The 17013-nt window shown below is 71.6% G+C and carries 13 protein-coding genes; 6 read left to right on the top strand and 7 right to left on the bottom strand.

Going from position 1 to position 17013, the window contains the following annotated elements; all coding sequences use genetic code 11:
• Positions 1-95: 95 nt before the first annotated feature.
• Complete coding sequence (locus AB0F15_RS39065; protein WP_360281837.1) at positions 96-3356, bottom strand: GH92 family glycosyl hydrolase; 3261 nt, start codon at positions 3354-3356, stop codon at positions 96-98.
• Positions 3357-3490: 134 nt separating this feature from the next.
• Positions 3491-4276, bottom strand: coding sequence for a histidinol-phosphatase (gene hisN / locus AB0F15_RS39060; RefSeq protein WP_360281835.1), 786 nt, complete (start codon positions 4274-4276; stop codon positions 3491-3493).
• Between the two features lie 42 nt (positions 4277-4318).
• On the opposite strand from hisN, the gene AB0F15_RS39055 reads away from it, so the two are divergent.
• Together AB0F15_RS39055 and AB0F15_RS39050 are read left to right on the top strand one after the other, a co-directional pair.
• Entirely contained in the window at positions 4319-5014 is a 696-nt protein-coding gene (locus AB0F15_RS39055) for a response regulator transcription factor (RefSeq protein WP_360281839.1), read from the top strand.
• Between the two features lie 3 nt (positions 5015-5017).
• The gene (locus AB0F15_RS39050; RefSeq protein WP_360281833.1) at positions 5018-6301 is read left to right on the top strand and encodes an ATP-binding protein; all 1284 of its coding nucleotides are present in this window, start codon (positions 5018-5020) and stop codon (positions 6299-6301) included.
• A gap of 30 nt (positions 6302-6331) precedes the next feature.
• Here AB0F15_RS39050 and AB0F15_RS39045 read toward each other — a convergent pair whose 3' ends face one another.
• The 5 genes from AB0F15_RS39045 to AB0F15_RS39025 form a co-directional block, all read right to left on the bottom strand.
• Positions 6332-7186, bottom strand: a complete 855-nt coding sequence (locus AB0F15_RS39045; RefSeq protein ID WP_360281831.1) for an NAD(P)H-binding protein — start codon at positions 7184-7186, stop codon at positions 6332-6334.
• An 11-nt stretch (positions 7187-7197) separates the two neighbouring features.
• Positions 7198-8487: an MFS transporter gene (locus AB0F15_RS39040; RefSeq protein WP_360281829.1), complete on the bottom strand. Its 1290-nt coding sequence runs from the start codon at positions 8485-8487 to the stop codon at positions 7198-7200.
• A gap of 238 nt (positions 8488-8725) precedes the next feature.
• On the bottom strand, positions 8726-9253 hold the full coding sequence (locus AB0F15_RS39035) for a GtrA family protein (RefSeq protein WP_360281827.1): 528 nt from the start codon (positions 9251-9253) through the stop codon (positions 8726-8728).
• Positions 9254-9290: 37 nt separating this feature from the next.
• The gene (locus tag AB0F15_RS39030; protein ID WP_360281826.1) at positions 9291-9800 is read right to left on the bottom strand and encodes a GtrA family protein; all 510 of its coding nucleotides are present in this window, start codon (positions 9798-9800) and stop codon (positions 9291-9293) included.
• A gap of 10 nt (positions 9801-9810) precedes the next feature.
• Entirely contained in the window at positions 9811-12039 is a 2229-nt protein-coding gene (locus tag AB0F15_RS39025) for a sigma-70 family RNA polymerase sigma factor (protein WP_360281824.1), read from the bottom strand.
• A 268-nt stretch (positions 12040-12307) separates the two neighbouring features.
• On the opposite strand from AB0F15_RS39025, the gene AB0F15_RS39020 reads away from it, so the two are divergent.
• From AB0F15_RS39020 to AB0F15_RS39005, 4 genes are all read left to right on the top strand, one after another.
• Positions 12308-13153 carry a GGDEF domain-containing protein gene (locus AB0F15_RS39020; protein WP_360281822.1) on the top strand — a complete coding sequence of 282 codons (846 nt, stop codon included), beginning with the start codon at positions 12308-12310 and terminating at the stop codon, positions 13151-13153.
• Between the two features lie 71 nt (positions 13154-13224).
• Positions 13225-14625, top strand: coding sequence for a glycosyltransferase 87 family protein (locus AB0F15_RS39015; protein ID WP_360281820.1), 1401 nt, complete (start codon positions 13225-13227; stop codon positions 14623-14625).
• Positions 14600-15808, top strand: a complete 1209-nt coding sequence (locus tag AB0F15_RS39010) for a glycosyltransferase 87 family protein (RefSeq protein ID WP_360281818.1) — start codon at positions 14600-14602, stop codon at positions 15806-15808. The genes AB0F15_RS39015 and AB0F15_RS39010 overlap by 26 nt, the downstream gene beginning before the upstream one ends.
• A 13-nt stretch (positions 15809-15821) precedes the next feature.
• Positions 15822-17006 (top strand): 5-(carboxyamino)imidazole ribonucleotide synthase, encoded by a 1185-nt coding sequence (locus tag AB0F15_RS39005; protein ID WP_360281816.1) that lies wholly within the window; start codon positions 15822-15824, stop codon positions 17004-17006.
• Positions 17007-17013 lie beyond the last annotated feature (7 nt).

Genomic DNA, 17013 nt, shown 5'->3' with positions numbered 1-17013 from the left:
CCTGGGAGGTGTTCTGGCGCGAGCAGGGCAACCGCTACGACTGGGCGCGGTTCACCAGCGAGCAGGTGGTCACTTTCACGTGAAAGTGCCGGTCGTCAGCTCACCGCGAAGGTGAAGATGTGCGCCTGTCCCGCGCCGGTCGACGTGGGCAGGGTGATGGTGCGGACCTGCTTGGCCGGGTCCAGGGCGATCGGGGCCGTCGTGAACAGGTATGACGTGTACGGCCGCTGCAGCCGGAACATGTACCTCGGGAACGCCGAGTTCACGTAGGGCACCTTCGCGACCACCGTGTTCCCGAACTGCGGCGTCTCCTCACCACCCTTCAGCAGCCACTCCGACAGGCCCAGAGAAGCTTGCTGCGTAGAGCCGTCGGTGTAGGTGACCGTCACCGTGCCCTGGGCGTCGGCGCCGGTCGCCGCGCCGAGGAACGACAGCTTTGTCGCCCCCGCCGGCGCGTCCACCGCCAGCGTTTGCCCCGCCGCGATCACGTTGTCCGGCGACCCGGTCGGGCTCGACGGCCAGCGGAACTGCTGCCCGTTCGCGGTCACCGTCCCACCCGGCGTGATGCCGTTGGCGGCGAACCCCTGCGCCGAGTACGAGAACGCGAACCCGCCCGGGTAGAGGTCGGTTTCGCCGAAGTCGCCGTACTGGACGAGCTTGTCGTCCGTGACGCCGACGTTCGTGTTCGCCGCGTGCAGCGTCCCCGGCTTTCCGACGGTCACCGGCAGGTACGCGGGCACCGGCTGCCCGCTGAAGCTCACCGGCACGCTCGTGTACGTGTCCGGAGTCCCGGCCGCCGCGGTGATCCGCACCTGCTGGGACGCGGTCCTGTGCGCGCCCACGGTGAGCGTCCCGCTCGACGGCGTCACGGTGATCCCCGCCGTCGGCTTCGCCTGCCAGGACATCGTGCCCGCGCCGGTGATGCCTTCGACGGTCACCGTGGCGCTGGTGCTTCCGCCGGGGGCGACCACGACCCGGCCCGGACCGACCCGGCCGCGCACCGGCACTTCGCCGTCGCGGAACGACGGCGGCGCGTCGGCCCTGCCCGAACCCCACGACGTCGGCGACGCGCCGAGCGTGAAGTCGAGCCGGCCGCCGTTCACCGCGAAGGACTCCGGCAGCCACGGTTTCGTGCTCGGCCGGCCGTTCACCTTCAGGTTCTGCACGTACTTCACCGGACTCGACGCGCCGGGCGCGGTGATCGTGATCCGCTGCCCGGTGGCCCGGGTCAGCGTGATCTTGGGGAACATCGGGCTTGCCAGTACCAGTTCCGCACGCCCGGGCGCCTCCGGGTACATGCCGAGCGCGGCGAAGACGTACCACGCCGACGTCGCGCCGAGGTCGTCGTTGCCGGGCAGGCCGTCTTCGCCCGGCTTGAACAACAGCTCCGCCGAGCGCCGCACGATGTCCTGTGTCTTCGACGGCGCGCCCGCGTAGGCGTACTCCCACGGCACCTCGAACGACGGCTCGTTCGACATGAACGCGTACGGCGAGCTCGCGTCGCTGTTCAGCTTCGTGAAGAAGAAGTCGAGTCGCTTCTTCACGGCGTCGTCGCCGCCCATCGCGTCGAAGAGACCGCGGACGTTGTACGGCACCATCCAGGTGTACTGCGCCGCGTTCCCTTCCTGGTAGCGCATTTCCTGGTACTGGGCCGGATCGAACGGCGAAAGGAACTGGCCGTCGCGCATCCGGGTCTGCAGGTAGCCCGTGGCGGGGTTGTACACGTTTTCCCAGTACTGGGCGCGGCTCATGAACTGGTGGTACGTCCCGGGATCGCCGAGCCGCTGAGCCAGCTGCGCGATGCCGAAGTCCGCGGTCGTCTCTTCGAGCATGTCGGAGACGTTGTTGGGGTGGTAGCCCAGCGTCAGGTAGTCCGAGAGACCCGGGCGTTCGAGGGCGCGTTCGCCCGCCTGCTGGACGCGGGTGGCGCCGCCCACCATGGACTTCAGGGCGCTGCGGGCGTCGAAGCCGGTGGCACCGAAGGCGTACGTGCTGGCGATGATCGAGTGGTACGGGTCGCCGCCCATCACGCCCATGAAGTCGTTGTTCTGCGACCAGCGGTCCCAGATGCCGCCCGCCTGGTCCGCCTGGTTGAGCATCGACTGCGCCATGTCGGCGGCTTCGTGCGGGGCGAGCAGCGACAGCAGCTGGACCTCGTCGCGGTAGGTGTCCCAGCCGGAGAAGTTCGCGTACTGGGCGTGGCCCGGCTTGGCGTGGTGGATCGCTTTGTCGAACCCGGGATAGCGACCGTCCACATCGGAAAACACGTTCGGCTGCAGGAGCGTGTGGTACAGCGCGGTGTAGAACGTCCTGGTCGCCGCGTCCGTGCCGCCTTCGACGGCGATCTGGCGCAGCCGGTCGTTCCACGCTCTGCGCGCGTTGCCCTTCACGGCGTCGAAGGAGTCGTGCCGCTGTTCCAGTGCGGCGTTGAGCCGCGCCCCGGCCGCGTCCACATAGGACAAGCCGACCCGGACCTGGACCGGTTTCGCCGGGTCGAAGGTCAGGTAGGCGCCGGAGCCGCCCTCGGCGGTGACGACCTGCTTGTCCCACGTCGCCTTGCTCAGGTTGCCGCCGCGGGCGCTGGTGCCGCTAGGCGTCACGGTGGCGTCCTGCCAGGTTCCGGACGTCGTGAACGGCTGGTCGAACGAGGCGGTGAAGTAGACCTTGTAGGTGTTCGGGCCGCGGCAGAAGTGGCCGCTGGAGACCCAGCCTTCGACGGTGCGCCGGGCCGGGTCGACGGTCACGGCGGCGTCGTCGCTGCCCATCGCGGACTGCGCGACGTCGATCAGCAGCGTGGCGGGGGTGTTCTTCGGGAAGGTGAAGCGGCCCAGGCCGGAGCGCTGGGTCGCGGTCAGCTCGGTGGTGACGCCCGAATCGGTCGTCACCTTGTAGTAGCCGGGTGACGCCGATTCGTTCGCGTGGCTGAAGGTGGGGAAGTACTTCGCCGCGTCGACGGCGGGGGACGTCGTCAGGTTTCCGGCGATCGGCAGGAACGGGACGTCGCCCGCGGCGCCGCCGCAGCCGGCGCCGTTGAAGTGGGTGAGGCTGAAGCCGCGGAGGCGGTTCTCTTCCCAGGCGTAGCCGCCGTCGCGGTCCCGGGCGTAGTACCGGCCCTGGCCGGCGGGCGGCTTGGGCTGCAGGGGTGTGTCGGGGCTCCACTGCACCATGCCGAAGGGGACGTCGGCGCCGGGGAACGTGTCGCCGGCGTAGGTGTTGGTCTCGGGCGTGTCGCCGGCCTTCGCGCCCACGAACGGGTTGACGTAGGCGGCGAAGTCTCGGTTCAGGGGTTCGGCGGCCGCGGGTGCGACCGCCGTGACGAGGGGGACGATCAAAGCCGCGGTGACGACTCTGCGCATGCTCTTCCTCCCGGAGTGAGCGGGCCGCCCGGGTTGACAACGTTGTCAGAAGACCGGGTGCACCGGCGAGCACTGGGAGTGAACCACCGGTGGTTCAGACCGGTCAAGAAGTGCCCGCCAAGCGGCCTACCCGGTTACCGCCTGAGGATCGCCAGCGCTTCGTCGTGCAGCCGGCCGTTCGTCGACAGGGCGCTGCCGTTGTCGTACTTCGCGACGCCGTCCAGATCGCTGAACCGGCCACCGGCCTCGGTGACGATCACCTGCGCCGCCGCGACGTCCCAGGGGTTGACGATGCACTCCGCCGCCACGTCCAGCGCCCCTTCGGCCACCAGCACGTGGTGCCAGAAGTCGCCGAACGCGCGGCTCTCCCAGCACGCGTCCACCAGGTCGAGGTACTTCTCGCGCGAGTGGTACTCGCGCCACGAGTTGATGTCCGTTGTGGACAGATAAGCGTCCGAAAGGGACGAAACCTTCGAAACCGCCAGCCGGCGGGTGCCGGCCGAGTCGCTCGAGAACGCCCCGGCGCCCGAAGCCGCCCACCAGCGGCGGCCCAGCAGGGGCGCGCTGATCATGCCGACCACCGGGTCACCGTCCTCCACCAGGGCGATGAGGGTCGCCCAGACGGGTACACCTCGTAGGAAGTTCTTGGTCCCGTCGATCGGGTCGAGCACCCACGCGCGGCCCGTCGCGGCCGAGCCGCCGCGCTCCTCGCCGAGCACCGCGTCGTCCGGCCGCGCTTCGGCCAGCAGGGACCGGATCGCGTCCTCGACCGCGGTATCGGCGTCGGTCACCGGAGTGCGGTCGGGTTTGCGCTCCACCGCCAGGTCCAGAGCGCGGAACCGCGCCGTCGTGATGGTGTCGGCGGCGTCGGCCAGCCGGGTGGCGAGAGCCAGATCATCTTCGTAGCCAGGCACGATCACGATGTTTTCACGTCCGCTCGCCGTAGAGTTGGCCAGGTGAGCATGGTCCTACTCGCCGAAGACGATCCGGCTATCGCCGAACCGCTCTCCCGCGCCCTCGAACGTGAGGGATACGAGATCCACGTCGTCACCGACGGCCCTTCGGTGCTCGACGCCACCGCCGCCCAGCGCGTCGACCTGCTCGTCCTGGACCTCGGTCTGCCCGGGATGGACGGTCTGGAGGTCTGCCGCCGCCTGCGCGCCGCCGGCACCGAGCTGCCCGTCCTGATGCTCACCGCCCGCACCGACGAGGTCGACTTCGTCGTCGGCCTGGACGCGGGCGCCGACGACTACGTCGCCAAGCCGTTCCGGCTCGCCGAGCTGCTGGCCCGGATCCGCGCGCTGCTGCGCCGCCGGGTGCCCGAGGTGCTGGAGGCCGGCGGGGTGCGGATGGACCTCGCCGCCCGGCTGGTCACCGTGGACAACCACGAGGTGCAGCTGGCGAACAAGGAGTTCGAGCTGCTGCGGGTGCTGATGAGCCGCGCCGGGCAGGTCGTCAGCCGCGACGAGATCCTCGCCGAGGTCTGGAACGACCTCGAGTCGAAGACGTCCAAGACGCTCGACATGCACATGTCGTGGCTGCGCCGGAAGCTCGCCATCGCCGCCGACGAGGCCGCCGGCCGGACCAGCAAGACCCACGACGGCGAGCGGCGGATCGCGACCGTCCGCGGCGTCGGCTTCCGCTTCAACGCCGAATAAGCCGTGCGCCGCCGCATCCTGCTGGCCATCCTGCTGGCCGTCGCCGTCACCGCGGCGGTACTGGGCATCCCGCTGGGGATCGTGGCGAGCTGGCAGATCGAGTCCAGCTACCGCGAGACGCTCGCCGAGAACGCCCGCGCGGCGGCGGCGATCCTCGACACCGAGATCGCCAACGGGCAGGAGATCGACCTCGACCAGGTGCGCGCGGCGGTCCCGGCCAACGGGCTGCTCACCGTGCGGGCCAGCGGCCAGACCGAGAAGCGCTACGGCAGCAGTCCCGGCCCCGAGACCGTCACCGAGACGGCCGACCTGGCCCGGGACGGCAAGGTGGAGATCGCCGTTCCGGCCGGCCCGATGCACGAACGGCAGACGACGGTGACGCTGGTCGTGGTGCTGCTGGTGCTGCTGTCGGTGGGCACCGGCGCGGTCGTGGCGATCGCGACGGCCCGCCGGCTGGCGAAGCCGTTGCGGCACGTCGCCGAACGCGCGGCCCGGCTCGGCGGCGGCGATTTCCGGCCCGACCCGAGCCGCTACGGCGTCGGCGAGCTCGACATGGTCGCCGAAGCGCTGGACGCGTCCGGCACCGCACTGGCCCAGCTCGTGCAGCGGGAACGCCAGCTCGTCGGGGACGTCTCGCACCAGCTGCGCAGCCGGCTGACGGCGTTGCAGCTGCGGCTGGAACCGCTCACGGTGCACCCGGACGACGAGGTGGCCGACGAGTCGAAGGCCGCCCAGGAGCAGGCCGACCGGCTCGCGGAGGCGCTCAACGAGCTGCTGGCGGCGGCCCGCGCGGCCCGCGAGGTCGGCGCGGAACCGGTGGACCTGCCGACGCAGCTGCCCCGGATGGCGCAGGAGTGGCGCGAGCTGCTCCGGTCGGAGGGCCGCAACCTGCGCACGCGCGTGGCCGACGGGCTGATGGCGCGCGCCACGCCGGGACGCCTCCGCGAGGTGGTCGGGGTGCTGCTGGACAACGCACTGCGCCACGGGTCGGGCACGGTGACGCTCATCGCCCGCCGCGGCGACGCCGAGGGCACGGTGGTGATCGAGGTCAGTGACACCGGCCCCGGCGTGCCGGACGAGCTCGCGCCCCACATCTTCGAACGCGGCTTCTCCGGCGGCGGCTCGACCGGCGTCGGGCTGGCACTGGCCCGGGCACTGGTCGAGGCGGACGGCGGTCGCCTGGAGCTGTCGAACCGCCGTCCGGCGGTGTTCAGCCTGTTCCTCAAGGTCCCGCGGCCGAGTGACGTCCCCGGGGTGCGCTGGCCGGCCGAGCCCGTCCCGCGCTAGACGCGACGGGACGGGCTCACCTCGCCGCCGTCACTCCTGGAGACGGTGGGCGAACACAGCCGCGTTCTCCCGTGCCCAGGACGCGAAAGTCAGCGGCGGCCTGCCGAGCAGCCGCTCGACGGTGTCGAAGACGGTGTGTTCGTGCGCGGCGGACTCCCGCTTGAGCGCGAAGAAGCCGTCGATGGCTTGCGCGGGCCAGCCGTACATCCGGGCCATGCGGTCACGGGCCGCGCTTTCCGGTTCCTCGACGTACTCCACCGACCGGCCGAGGGCTTCCGACAGAGCGGCGACCTGCTGCTCGGTGCTGAGGGCTTCGCCGCCGGTGAGCTCGTAGGTCGCGCCTTCGTGGCCGGACGTCGTGAGGGCGAGCGTCGCGACCGCGGCGATGTCCCTGACGTCGACCAGCGCGGACGCCGGGTCGCCTTCGGGCACGTACACGGCGTTCTCTTCGCGGATCGAGCCGAGCCACGCGAACCGGTTGTCCATGAAGGCACCGGGCCGCAGGATCGTCCACGCCGGCCCCGCTTCGCGGATCGCCTGCTCGGCTTCGGCGTGTGCGCGGGTGATGGCGTCCTTCTGTCCGAAGTGGACGCCGGTGGTGGAGAGCTTGACCAGGTGGGTGACGCCGGCCTGGGCGGCGGCCTGGGCGACCGCCGCTTCCCGGTCGGCGCTGTGGCCCTGGGTCAGCACGAACACGCGGTCCGCGCCCGCCAGCAGGGCGGGCAGGTCCGAGGTGTCGAGGTCGCCCCGGACGGTTTCGGCGCGCGGATCGATGCGGGCCTTGGCCGGGTCGCGGGTCAGGGCGCGGACGGTGGCGCCGGCGTCGAGGAGGGCGGGGACGAGGGCGCGGCCGATCTTGCCGGTGGCGCCGAGGACGAAGATCATGATGGGTTCTCCTAGCGGTCGAGCGGAACGTGGGGAAGGGCGAGCGCCGTGACGAGCCCGAGGGCGAGCACCGGCAGCAGGGCGAGGAAGACGCCGTGGGTGCCGGCGGTGTAGGCGAAGCCGAGCGCGACCGGGCCGAGGGCCGAGCCGAGCGCACGGGCGAGGCTGACGCCGGCGGCGACCGCGCCGCGGTCCGCCGGTGGCGCGGTGTTCTGCGTGGCCATGGTGAGGACTTGCATGTTCAGCCCGGCCGCGAGACCGAAGACGACCAGGCAGCCGAGGACGGGGAACAGGCCGTCCAGGGTGAGCAGGCCGAGCACGGCGAGCAGGCCGAGCGCCATGCTCAGCCGCGGCGCCCACCGGTAGGCGCCGGTGCGGGCGATGACCTTGCTCGCGACGACGGAGGAGAGCGAAACGGCCAGCGTCATCGGAAGCAGCCGCAGCCCGCCTTCCGCCGGGCCGGCGTCGGCCTGCAGGAGAGCCGCGATGTAGTTGACCGAGCCGAGGAACGCGAACCCGGCCAGCACGCTGAGCAGGACGGCCACGGTGAACGTCCGGTCGCGGAACAACCGCAGGGGCAGCACCGGCGCTTCGGCTCGCCGTTCGACGTACAGGAACGCCGCCGCCGCTGCCGTGCCGAGGGCGATCGACCACGGCGTGAGCAGGGTGAACCCGGTGATCGTCGTGCCCAGCAGGAGCACGCCGGCGAAGTCGAACGGCGCTTCGCGGCGTCGTCTCGGCAGGTCGAGGGAGCGGAGCAGCACCAGGGCGACCAGCCCGAGCGGCAGGTTGACCAGGAAGATCGACCGCCAGCCGGCGAGCCCGGTGAGCAGGCCGCCGACGACCGGACCGGCGAGCGAAGCGACGGCGAAGCAGAGCGAGAACCACCCGAAGTACTTCGCGCCTTCGCGGGGCGTGAACATTTCGCCGAGCGAAGCGCCGACGGAGACGAACAGGCCACCGGAGCCGGCGCCCTGCAGCACCCGCCCCGCGATCAGCGTCCCGGCCGACGGCGCGAGTCCGCAGGCGAGGGAGCCGAGCAGGAAAAGGGCGAGCGCGCCCAGGAGCACGCGGTTGCGGCCGAAGACGTCACCGAGCTTGCCGTAGAGGGGCGCGGTGGCGCTCCCGGCGAGCAGGTAGGCGGTGGTGACCCAGGCGTAGGCCCCGGTTCCGCCGAACTCGGCGGCGATCCGGGGGAGTGCGGTGGCGACGACCTGGGCGTCGAGCATCGCGAGGAAGACGGACAGGAACAGGCCGGTGAGGGCGCGTTTTTGGGCGCGCGAAGGCGCAATCGTGGTCAAGGAAGATCCTCGTGAAGAAGGGACGAGAGGGGCGGTGGACGTGCTTCAGCACGCCCCGTCGAGTCGGGAAAAGGCTCCATCGTCATCCGCGGACGGATGCGACCTCTTCGCGCTCGGAAACCACCTCGAATCGTCCCGCTCGCCCGGCCGAACCCGGACGGCGTCCTCACGAAGGAACACTGACGAGGATGACGATAGACAACTACATGTCAAAAGACAAGTAGTTTCCGGATCGGGGTCAGTGCAGGCGGGTGACCTGGTCGTTGTCCCGCCGCCGCTCGCCCAGCTCGTCCGGGAACACCCACTTCTTGAAGCCCCAGAAGCGGAAGAACATGGCCAGCAGCATGCCGATGATGGAGCCGCTCGCGAAGTCCGCGATCTCCTGCACCAGGAACGTCACGTGCGGGACCTCGAGGTCGAGCACGTACCGCGAGACGATCAGGGGGACCAGGTTGACGCCCACCGCGATGCCGCTGATGACGAAGAACAGTGCCGCTTCGTGGTGCCGTTCGCGCCCGCCGCGGGTCCGGAAGGACCACTCGCGGTTGAGGATGTAGGACACGATGGTCGCGACGATGATCGCGATCGCCTTCGCCGTGGTCGGCTTCGGCTCCAGCACCGTCAGCTTGAGCGCGTACCAGACCCCGTTGTCGACCAGGAACGTCGTGCCGCCCACGATCGCGAACTTCAGCAGCTCCCGGTGCTTGATCAGCACCGAACGCAGTGGTTCCGGCGTGCGCTTGAGCACGGTTTCCACAACGGTCACACCCAGCAGTCTAGGAGGACCGGCCACCACCCGTGGGTCAGGCGGCCTTGCTGTCGTGAATGTCCGGATCTTCGGTGGCCTCGGCCGGCACCGCGGTGGAGCGGCCGTCTTCGTCCGGGAAGACCCACTTCTTGAAGGCCCACCACCGGAACAACGTGCCCAGCAGCGTGCCGATGACGATGCCGCTGACGAAGTCGGCCACCTCGACGCCGAACGGCGACAGCCGCGGCGCCTGCAGGTCCAGCACGTACCGCGAGAACCACTGCGGCAGCGCGTTCAGGCCCAGCGCGATGCCGCTGAAGAAGAAGAACAGCGCGGCCTCGTGCGCCCGCTCCCGGCCGCCGCGGGCGCGGAACGACCACTCGCGGTTGGCGACGTAGGAAAAGATCGTCGCGACCAGGACGCCGACGATCAGCGCCGTCACCGGGTGGGTCCGCAGCACGGTGAACTTCAGGCCGTAGTTGACGGACATCGTGATCACGAAGCTGATCCCGCCGACGACGGCGAAGCGGAGGAGCTCGCGATGCTTTTTCAGCAGCTCGCGCACCGGCCGGACGCTACCCGGTCAGCCAGCCGAAAGCCTGTTCGGGGGTGCCGGTCGGCGGCTTGGCTCCGGGCTTCCCGCCGGACCGCGGCGGTGCGCTCGTCGTGGTCGGGGACACCGTCGAGGTGGGCGCCGGTTCGTCGGTGTCCGTCGTCGCCGGCGGTTTCGACGTCGGCTTCGACGGGGTCGGCTTCGGCGGTTTCGACGGCGTCGTGACCGAGGGCACCGGGACCGACGGGGTCGTCGTGGGCAGCGGGTCGTTGCCACACCAGTGGCGCCAGCAGCCGAAGTCCACCGTCACCGGCGGCGCCGACGCCCGGCCGAGCTGCGCGGTGATCGTCACCTGCCCGTTGCCGGGACGGCCCTTCAGCCGCACCCACAGGTTGACGTGCTGGCCGGGGGCCACCGCGCTCTTCGTCGTGCAGCTCGCGCCCTCGGCCGTCGGCGTGCAGGGGAAGCCGCGCAGGCTCCACCACTGCCGGAGCGGGCGGTCGAAGGTGACCGTGACCGGCCTCGTCGTCTCGCCGGTGTTGCGGACCCGCACGTAGACCAGCGGGTCGTGGGTCCACGGGAACGCCGAGAGCCCGTCGCCCTGCGCTTCCAGGACCACGGCGTCCGGCGGGACCTTCACGGTGACCTTGACGCTCACGGTGACGGAGATCTGCACGCCGGCCGTGACCGACCCGGTCACCGTGCCGCCCTCGGCGTCTTCGTCGGCCCGCAGCCGGAAGTTCAGCGTCGCGCTCTGGCCGGGTTGCAGGCCGGCGCCGGTTTTGCAGGTGACCGTGCCGTCGCCGCCGGGGCAGTTGACCGAGATCGGGCCGTCGGCCTGCGCGCGGGCCATCGCCGCCCCGCCACCGCCGGTGTCGACCGCGTGCACCCCGCGGGGCAGCTTCAGCGCGACGGCCACCGGATCGGACGGGCTGCCCCCGTTGTTGCGCACGGTGATCGGCAGGTTCGCCGCGGTGCCCGGGCTCAGCTCGACGCCGTCCGGCGGGGCCGTCGCGGACATCGACGGCGGTGCCGGGGCGGGCGGGGCCGGCACGACCGGCGGTGCGGGGGCCGGCGGTTCGACCGGCGGCGGGGCGGGCTCGACCGGCGGAGCCGCGGGCGGCGCGGGGGGCTGGGGGACCGGCTGCTGCGCCGGCTCCTGCACCGGTGCGGGTGGCGGGGGCTTCGGGGCGGGCGGTTCGACCGGCTGGGCCGACGGCGGCGGCACCTGGGCGGCGACCGGGATCTCCTGCGTCCCGCCGCCCGCGGTGAGGGCGATGACGACGGCCGCGACGATCGCCGTGCCGGAGGCGGCGACCCCGGCGAACTGGCGGGGCCCCGCGGCGGCGGCACCCCCGGCGGCACCGGCCTTGCCGCCGGCCACTGCGGCACCGGCGGCGGCCGCGCCCGCGGTGGCCGCCGTGGCCGCGCTCGCCTTCGCGGCACCGATGGTGGCGAGGTAGCCCAGCGCGGCGCCGCCCAGGACGATCGGGGCGATGATCGCCCGCAACCCGCCGTTGACGTCGGCGAGTTCCGCGGCCAGCGCCCGGCACGAGTCGCACTCGTCGAGGTGGTTCTCGACCTGGGACCGTTCCCGCTTGGACAGTCCGTCGCGCGTCCACGCGCCGAGCCGCTCGGTGCAGGCCCGGCAGCGTTCGCCGGCGTTTTCCTGCAGGTGCACCTGCAGGTACGCCTGGCGGAGCCCTTCACGGGCACGGTAGGCGAGTGCGGAGACGCCGTTCGCGGTCAGGCCCAGCAGCGGCGCGACCTCGGCCGGGCTCTGCTGCTCGATCTCGGTGTGCCAGAGCACCGCCTGCCAGCGTTCCGGCAACCGCGAGAACGCCCTGGCGGCCATCGTCCGTTCGAGCCCGGCGACCGCGGTGTCGGAGAAGGGCACGGTGAGCGCTTCGGCCGCGGCGCCGCCGACGTCGGTCATGTCCTCGTTGAGGTCGACCCGGCGTTCCTTGCGGGTGCGGTCGTACGCGGTGTGACGCAGCGCGGTCAGCAAGTACGCCCGGAAGGCTGTGTCGGGACCCTTGCCGCCACGGAGCGTGTCGAGCACTTTGGCGAACGCCTCGGACACGAGGTCGTCGGCTTCGGAGCTCGAGCGGGCCAGCTGACGGGCCAGATTGCGGGCCGCACCGGTGTGCCGTTCGTAGAGCGTCCCGTACGACGCGATCTTCCCGGAACGGACGTCCGCAATCAGCTCGGCGTCACTCTTTCCGCTGAGATCGGCGGGAACGATGGACACGGCACTCCTCGGTCGGCTAAGGCCAGGACCTGCCATTACCGGCGGATCCGGGGCGCGGGACAAGTGTGACTGACCCACCTCCGGCCGTCACGTCGTGGTCGGCGTCATGACTCCGACGGCGGAGCAAAATCACCCATCCCCGGGGGGAGGCCAGGAAGCTCCACGACAAAAACTGGTCAGTACGCGTCACGGCGTCCACCGGGACACGTCCTCACCGTGAAGTACTCCGCAAGATCGAAACGAACCGGACGAAAGGGGCGGGAGGCCAGTGGATCTTCCGGCTTCGCGACCCGGCTCCGGTGACACCCCACCCGCCAAGGTCGAGCGCGACGCTGCCCTGCGGGCGTTGCGCGCCCGCTGGCGGACGGCCAGCCTCGCCGCAGGCTGGCGCTTCCCCAGTGACTGGGCGCTGCCCGAAGTCGACGCCGTCTGCGCGGCCGTGATGGCCAAGGGACGCGTCGAAGCCGCCGAAACGGCGCTGGCCGGCCTGGCCAGGGCCCGCGCGGCGGCCGGTGCGGGGCTCGCGGAGACCCTCGCCGACCTCGCCGCCCTGCACGCGGTGCTCGGCCACGACGGCGACGAGTTCGTCGCGCCGGACCTCGACGCCACGCCGGCGCGGCTGCTCCGCACCACCGCGCTGGCCTGGGCGGACGTCGCCACCGACCAGCTCGTGCACACCGAGGTCACCGACCCGCTGACCGGCCTGCCCACGGCCGCCTACCTCCGTACCCGGCTCGCGGAGGTCTACCGCGCCGCCGCCGCGCGGGAGCGGCCGGCGGCGGAGGACCACGTGCTGCTGGTCGTCTCGCTCGACCTCAGCGCCATCGCCGGGTTCGCGCGGCTGACCGGGATGATCCTGGTCGCGGACGCGCTGCGGGCGGTGTTCGACAGCGGGCAGAGCATCGCTTCGCTGGGACCGTCCATCGTCGCGGCTCTGGTCCCGAAGGACGACCGGGTCGCTTCGCGCGGCGTCGCGCTGCGAAGGGCGTTGCACGAACGGCTGTCGGTCGACGCCCAGCTGGCGGACATCGGCCGGCCGCACGTGTCGGCGGTACGGCTGCCCGCCACCCACGAGCTCGTGTGCGACCTGCTGGCCCACCTGGCGCGCGCGTAGAACACCCGGAAAGTCCGGTTTCGTCCGGACCCTTCCGACCGGGACCGGGCCGGTCATGATTTCCTGGTGCGGTGACCCGGACCGTATCCACCGACGTCGACGGCGAAATCGCGGGCAGATCCCAGCACCGTCTGGCCCTGCGCAAGTCACTCGCCCGCCTGTCCGTCCGCCCGCGGTCGATCCTGATCCTGTCGGTGATCCCGCTGGTCGCGATCGGATACGGCATCTGGGGCTGGCAGCACGACTGGGTGCTCGGCGTCGACAGCGCGGTCTACCGGGCCGGCGCGCTGACGCTGCTGCACGGCGACTCGCTCTACGCCGCCAACACCCTGCCCGACGAACCGTGGTGGGCGCTGCTGCCGTTCACCTACCCGCCCACGGCGGCGCTGATCTTCGTCCCGCTCGCGGCGTTCCCGACGCAGGTTTCCTGGGGGCTGATCACGGCCGTCTCGCTGGGGGCGATGGCGCTGTCGATCCGGATCGCGATCGGCGCGCTGCCGCGCCCGGCCTCGGACGGGCCGCGCTGGTGGGCCTCGCCCGCTCGCTCGACCATCGTGTTCTTCCTGGTCTGCCTGGCCCTCGAGCCGGTGTGGCGGACGATCTTCCTCGGCCAGATCAACCTGATCCTGATGGCCATGATCCTGCTGGACATGCTGGTCATCGGCGCCCGGGGCAGTGCTGATGGGCCCTCGGCGGGAAAGCGTGCCTCGGGCCTGCGCTGGGGCGGGGTGCTGGTCGGTGTCGCGGCGGCGATCAAGCTGACCCCCCTGGTGTTCCTCGGGCACCTGTTCATCACCGGCCGCCGCAAGGACGCGCTGCGCGGCCTCGCGACGTTCGTGCTGCTCCAGGGCCTGATGTTCCTGATCAACGCGCACGACGCCGCCAAGTACTGGACGGTCACGCTGCCGGACACCGGCCGGATCGGGCCGGTGCACTGGGCGGGCAACCAGTCGCTGAACGCGCTGATGAACCGGGCCACCGACCTCGCGCCGTGGGCGTCGAAGGCGGCGATGGGCATCGGTTTCCTGCTCGCGATCCCGGCGCTGTGGCTCCTGATGCGTTTCCACCGCAAGGGCCAGGCGCTGGCCGCGCTGCTCGTCACCGCGTTCTGGACGCTGCTGATGTCGCCGATCTCGTGGACCCACCACTGGGTGTGGGTGATCCCGCTGATCGTGCTGCTGGTCTCGCGGCTGCCGAAGACCACCCCGAAGACGGCGTGGAAGCGCTGGGTCGGGACCGGCCTGGTGGCGTTCGTGTTCGTCAGCTGCGTGCTGCTGATCCTGCCGAACGGCCGCAACGTCGAGCTGCACTGGAAGGTGTGGCAGAACATCGTGGGGGACGCCTACATCCTGATGCCGGTCGTGCTCGCCGCCGCGCTGATCCTGCGCTGGGGCCTGCAGCGGCGGGCCAGGCAGCGGGCCAGGCAGAAGGACGCTCCGGACGAGCATGCCGACGTCACGACCGGCGTCTGAGGCGCGCACCGGCCGTCTTCTCGCCGGGGGGATCGCGCTGGCTTTCCTGGGACTGGGCGTCATCGCCTGGCTGGCCGGGTGGCACCTGGGCGCGGACAGCGCCGTGTACCGCGCGGGGGCGCTGACCCTGCTGCACGGCGACCCGCTCTACACCCGGGACGTGCTCACCGCGCTGCCGGACTGGGTCCGGCTGCCGTTCACCTACACCCCGGCCGCCGCGCCGCTGTTCCTGCCGCTCGCGCTGGTGCCGTCCGGCCTGGTCTGGGGCGTGATCGCGGTTTTGTCGGTGGTCGCGCTTATGGTCGTCATCACGGTGGTTTCGTCGTCGCCGGGGGGCTCGTCGCTTCTGGGAAGAAGCCGGTGGGCACTGCCGGCGGGAACGGCCATCGCGCTGGCGCTGGAACCGGTGTGGAAGACACTGTTCCTGGGCCAGATCAACTTGATACTGATGGCGTTCGTGGTGCTGGACGTCCTGGTGCTCTCCGCACGCGGGTCGCGGTTCGGGGGCGTGCTGATCGGCGTGGCGGCGGCGATCAAGCTGACCCCGCTGATCTTCGTGCCGCACCTGTTCTTCACGGGCCGGTGGAAGGACGGGCTGCGGGCCCTGGCCACGTTCGTGGCGCTCGAAGCGGTGATGTTCGCGGTCATCCCGGTCGACGCGGCGCGGTTCTGGCGGGATTCGGCGACCGACCCGAGCCGGGTCGGGTCGGTGCACTGGATCTTCAACCAGTCGCTCAACGGGCTGGTGAACCGGGCCACCCACCTCGCGCCCTGGTCGCTGGCGGTGGCGGTCGGGGTGGCGGCGGTGCTCGCCGGGCCCGCGGTGTGGCTGGTGGTGCGGCTGCACCGGCGCGGCGAAGAGGGGGCGGCCTTGCTCGTCACGGCGTTCTACGGGCTGCTGCTGTCCCCGGTGTCGTGGTCGCACCACTGGGTCTGGTGCGTGCCGCTGGTCACGCTCCTGCTGGTGAAGGCCCGCTGGTGGGCCGCGGCGGCGGTCGCGGTCCTGTTCGGTTCGCAGGTCGTGATGCTGGTGCCCAACGGCGGGGACGCGGAGTTCGGCTGGGGCCTGGGCTGGTCGGTCCTGGGCAACGTCTACGTGCTCGCGGCGGCCGCCGGGATCCTCGGGCTGGCGGCGCGTGAGCTACGGCTGGTCCGGCGGTCACCGCAGGTGGTCACCGTCTAGTCTGGTCGGCGCTATGGACAAACACACCGGTCTGCCCGTCGTCGGCATGGTGGGCGGCGGCCAGCTCGCCCGGATGACCCACCAGGCGGCGATCTCCCTCGGCCAGTCCCTGCGCGTGCTCGCCGCGGGCGAGAACGAAGCCGCGGGGCTCGTCGCCGGCGACGTCACGCTGGGGCACCACACCGACCTGGACGCCCTGCGGAAGTTCGCGGCCTCGGTCGACGTGCTCACCTTCGACCACGAGCACGTGCCCGGCGAGCACCTGCTGACCCTGGCGATGGAGGGCTTCGTCATCCGGCCGGCGCCGGCCGCGCTGGGCTTCGCGCAGAACAAGCTCGTGATGCGCGAAATGATGGCCGGCCTCGGCGTGCCGGGCCCGGCCTTCTCCGAGGTGTCCACAGTGGACGACGTCGTGACGTTCGGCGGCGAGCACGGCTGGCCGGTGGTGCTCAAGGCGTCGACCGGCGGGTACGACGGCCGCGGCGTCTGGATGCTGGACACCGCGCAGCACGCGCGGGAGACCTTGCCGGAGCTGCTGGCCGCGGGCACGGCGCTGCTGGTGGAGGAGAAGGTGGCGATGCGGCGGGAGCTGTCCGCGCTCGTCGCCCGCTCGCCCTTCGGCCAGGGCGCGGCGTACCCGGTGGTCGAGACGGTGCAGACCGGCGGCATCAACACCGAGGTCCTCGCCCCGGCGCCGGGGCTCGGCCCGGACCGGGTGCACGAGGCCCAGGACCTGGCGCTGCGCGTCGCGTCCACGCTGGACGTCACCGGCCTGCTCGCGGTCGAGCTGTTCGAGACCGACACCGGGTTGCTGGTGAACGAGCTGGCGATGCGCCCGCACAACTCCGGGCACTGGACCATGGACGGCGCGCGCACGTCGCAGTTCGAGCAGCACCTGCGGGCGGTGCTCGACTACCCGCTGGGCCGGACCGACCTGATCGCGCCCGCGTGCGTGATGGCGAACGTGCTGGGGGCCCCCGAGCTGCCCGAAATGGGGCCGGACGAGCGGCTGCACCACCTGTTCGCGCGGTACCCGGAGGCCCGGGTGCACCTGTACGGCAAGCAGGAGCGGCCGGGGCGCAAGCTCGGGCACGTGAACTTCACCGGCGAGCGCATGGACGACCTGCGCAACCGCGCGCTGCTCTCGGCGCACTGGCTGTCCCACGCCGTCTGGCTCGACGGCTACGAGATTCACTGACGGGAGT

The sequence above is a fragment of the Amycolatopsis sp. NPDC026612 genome, assembly GCF_040638285.1.
GTDB lineage: Bacteria > Actinomycetota > Actinomycetes > Mycobacteriales > Pseudonocardiaceae > Amycolatopsis.
Note: the sequence above shows the minus strand (reverse complement) of the source record. Positions and strands in the feature narration are given on the sequence as shown.